The 4,003-nt window shown below is 47.3% G+C and carries 4 protein-coding genes; 2 read left to right on the forward strand and 2 right to left on the reverse strand.

What is annotated here, in order from left to right; translation table 11 throughout:
• Positions 1-399: NAD-dependent epimerase/dehydratase family protein (locus SIN01_RS14170; protein WP_141306147.1), on the forward strand; the 399-nt coding region annotated here is incomplete at its 5' end.
• Between the two features lie 96 nt (positions 400-495).
• Here SIN01_RS14170 and SIN01_RS14175 read toward each other — a convergent pair.
• A complete protein-coding gene (locus tag SIN01_RS14175) occupies positions 496-1,272 on the reverse strand; it encodes an outer membrane protein assembly factor BamD (protein WP_010027423.1) in 777 nt (258 codons plus the stop codon).
• Between the two features lie 170 nt (positions 1,273-1,442).
• Here SIN01_RS14175 and SIN01_RS14180 point away from each other — a divergent pair, with 170 nt between their 5' ends.
• Positions 1,443-2,348: an SDR family oxidoreductase gene (locus tag SIN01_RS14180; protein ID WP_010027425.1), complete on the forward strand. Its 906-nt coding sequence runs from the start codon at positions 1,443-1,445 to the stop codon at positions 2,346-2,348.
• A gap of 247 nt (positions 2,349-2,595) precedes the next feature.
• On the opposite strand, the gene SIN01_RS14185 is transcribed toward SIN01_RS14180, so the two are convergent.
• Entirely contained in the window at positions 2,596-3,783 is a 1,188-nt protein-coding gene (locus SIN01_RS14185) for a pyridoxal phosphate-dependent aminotransferase (RefSeq protein WP_010027427.1), read from the reverse strand.
• Positions 3,784-4,003: the final 220 nt, after the last annotated feature.

The raw sequence follows: 4,003 nt of genomic DNA on the forward strand, positions 1-4,003 counted from the left end.
CAAAAAACAGACGGCGTGATTTCCTCCTTTATAAATCAGATAAAGAAAGGGGAACCGTTAACCGTATTTGGAGATGGAACGCAAAGCCGTGACTTTATTTATGTAAAGGATATCGTTCGCGCAAATTTGGCTGCAGTCAATCATGGTGATGGGGAGGTTATTCATGTCAGTACTTCGCTGACAACAACCATCAACCAGATCATTGAAATGCTTGAGCAAATTCATGGGTCGCGATTAAAGACCATTTATACGGATCCAAAGCCGGCAGACATCCGCCACATTGCGTTGGATAACAGCAAGGCAAAGCAGCTGCTCCATTTCTCGCCAATCTATTCATTAATGGACGGCTTGAGAAAAACATATGCAGCGGAAGTCCTAAATCAAGATCGGTTTGGCTAAATCTTCAAATAACGCAACACCTCTTTCCCGCAAAAAAATGAATCTGCCGGCGGCAATACGCGGCAGATCCATTTTTTATTCATTCTTGGCAACAGATTAATCCTTAACTTCCTTATATTTATTGCTTAAAACATCTAACTGCATGATTTTCCCTGAATTTTTATAGTATCGGAAAAAACCGATGGACGGTGCCGTATCGGGATCTGCGGCGCTGTCGTTTTTGTGGTTCTCCCTCAATTCCATTGAGTAGTACGCACCATCATCACGCGTATCGATATACACCTCATTCGCTGAATAACCAGCCGCTTGAATGACCGCCAGTTCCGCCTCTTTCTGTTGCGCCTGAACGTCGAGTGTGCTGCTCGACGAGTGGCTCGCCTTACTGCTTGAACTGCTTGGGGCAGCTGAAGCCGATGTTTCATCCGAATGGTTCACTGCACTTGATGAGGACTCCTCAGAGGATGCTTCGGATGATGACGTGCTTGAAGAGGCGGCTGACGCTTTCGTTACACTTCCTTCACGCATCGTTACCACTTGTTTTTTCAGAGCGACGGCATCTTTTTTAAGCACTGCAGAACCTTTTTCTTGGTTAATGACTAAGTTCAACAATCTTTTGGTTTGCTCCGGCTGATTGATCGAACGTTTCGCATGAATAAAGTTGTTAGTCTGCGCTAAAAGAAGCGTTGCCTGATGATCCTTTTCTTTGTGTGTTAAAGCTTTCTTAAAAGCACCTGCCGCAGCATCATAATCCTTAGAAACCAAGGCAGCCTGTCCTTTTTCCATCTCTTGGTCATAAGCCTTGTCCTCCTGATTTGCGCATCCGCCTAGGACAAGAACTGCGATTATGAATAATGCTCGTAGTGTCTTCTTCATGGGTTGCCTCCCGATTCACATGATGTTGTGCTCTTTTTATCTTAACATCTTTTTTTATTTTTTGATCCATTTTCCCAAATGATTGACGCAAAGGGTGCACTTCTAGGCACTGATTCTGATTTCGATGCGTACACTGTTTATTATCTTTGAAGCGAAAGGGACTGAAGGCAATGAAACGTGATGATCCCCCCTATTACGGCTCAATAACGCAGTGTCACGAGGTGCCGATCACCTTCCCGGCACAGCACCAGGATCGGCAGCCGGGCTTGGAGTACCTGATGAATCCGAAACCGGTCTATGACAATCCAAACTATATCGGCACGGGAAAATTAAAAGACAAGGTTGCCATCGTCACCGGCGGCGACAGCGGCATCGGTCGCGCTGTTGCTGTTGCCTTTGCCAAGGAAGGCACGGATTTGGTCATTGTCTTTATGAAGTCGGAAGAAAGAGATGCTCAGACGACGAAAGCAGCCATTGAAAAATTGGGTAGAAGCGCCCTGCTTCTGCCGATTGACTTGCGGCAGCACGGTGCAGCAGATCAGATTGTGGCCCAAACTTTGGAAAGATATGGTAAAATAAATAGTTTAATCAATAATGCCGGTGTTCAATTCCCACAACCATCACTGGAAGCAATCAGCGACAAACAGCTGGAAACTACTTTTGATGTGAATATCAAAGCGATGTTCCGGCTCTCACGGGCAGTGATCCCCCATTTGCAGCGCGGCGACAGTATTGTGAACACAACATCCATCCAAGCGTATATTGCCAGCAGAAATCTGATTGATTACGCTTCGACAAAGGGGGCCATTGTCAGCTTTACACGAGCATTGGCACATAGTCTTGCAGGTCAAGGGATTCGTGTCAATGCGATTGCTCCCGGTCCAATCTGGACACCGCTCCAACCGGCCTCGTGGTCTGCCGATACGGTTCAGACGCTTGGCGCTGATACGCCAATGAAACGTGCTGGACAGCCTTATGAGCTCGCTCCTGCCTATGTCCTCCTCGCCTCTGACGATGGTTCCTATATCACCGGACAGGTCATTCATATCAATGGCGGACAAACGATGGCGTCTTAGATGCCGCTTTGGCTCGACAAGCTTCAGCGACTCGCCATCAAAAAGCGTCTCAAAGTCGAACACGGACTTTTGAGACGCTCATTTTATACGTTTTTTACTTTTATACTAGCCTTTAGCCGCATACCTCTTGAGCAGCGGAGAAAACAATGCCCAGCTTTTCCCAGCGGGCTTCTTCCGCAGAGGACGGTCCCGTTTCACGATCATAACGTACTTCGTTCATTCAGGCAACCTTAAGTGAAGCTGTTTCTCATTGTTTATAGTCTTCCGCCAGCTTTTCGAAAGCTGCAAGCGAGCGTTCAACTTTTTCTGTTGGAATACAGTAGGCCATGCGGAAGTAGCCTGGGCATCCGAAGCTGTCTGCCGGAACAAGGATCAGATCATACTTTAACGCGCGTTTAGAGAAGGCGACGGCGTCCTCTTCCAATGCCTTCGGAAAAATATAGAACGTCCCGCCCGGTTTGACGCAAGAAAAGCCGAGCTTGGTCAAGCCGTCATACAAGATGTCTTTATTTTTTTCGTAGACCGACAAATCTGATGTTTGATCAATGACTTCAGCAACGGCAAGCTGAATGATCGACGGCGGGCAGTTATGACCGATGCCACGCGATATTTGTCCGCACATGTTCACGATCAGTTCGGCGTCAGGGCAATTCGGATTCACCGCAACGTAGCCAATCCGTTCGCCGGGAAGCGACAGCGACTTGCTGAATGAATAGCAGGTTAGCGTGTTCGCGTAGTACGTTGCGACATAAGGCGCATCGACATGGTTGAAAACAATTTCACGGTACGGTTCATCCGAAATCAAATAAATGTCATGACCGAATTCTTCTTGTTTCTGAGTCAGAATCGATGCGAGCTTTTTAATGGTTTCCGTAGAGTAGACCGCACCGGATGGGTTATTCGGCGTGTTGATCAGTACTGCGGAAACTTTTGGCGACAGCATTTCCTCGAACGCATCAAAGTTAATCTGAAACGTTTCCGTATTCGGCGGAACAACCTTCAGTTCAGCATCGAGACCGTGCACATAAGGGGTATACTCCGGGAAGAACGGTGCGAAGGTTAACACTTCATCGCCCGCAGCCACAACTGAGCGCAGTGCATGTGCCAAGGCACCTGCTGCACCGGAAGTCATAAAGATATGTTCTTTCTTATAATTTAAACCAAATCGTCTGGAAAGCGACGCAGCCACTTTTTCACGAACCGAGGTGATGCCAAGGCTTGGGCTGTATCCGTGTACCGCCATTGGATTATCGCTTGAGGCCAGCTTGACCAGCTGATCCGTAAATTCCTGAGGTACGGGCACAGACGGATTGCCCAGACTGTAATCGAAGATATTCTCTGCGCCTATCTGTTTTGCCCGTTCTGTTGCATATTCCGAAAGCTCGCGAATAACTGATTTCTGACCGAGCATTTGTTTATATTTTTCCGCAATCATGGTATACTCCCTCTCTCTTTGGCTACCCGTCTCTGACGATCAAGCCTGTCTTTTCTCACATGCACTGCTATTATACCCGATCTTATCCACTGATTGCTATGAACCTACAGAAATCCTTCTGTCTCATTGCCTAGTGATCTAAGAAAAATTAGGTTATGCCTAGTCCTTACTTCCGCAGGATGCGATGGACTCGTGTCTTTTCGGTGCTGAATCGCCGCTT

The organism is Sporolactobacillus inulinus, assembly GCF_006539285.1.
GTDB lineage: Bacteria > Bacillota > Bacilli > Bacillales > Sporolactobacillaceae > Sporolactobacillus > Sporolactobacillus inulinus.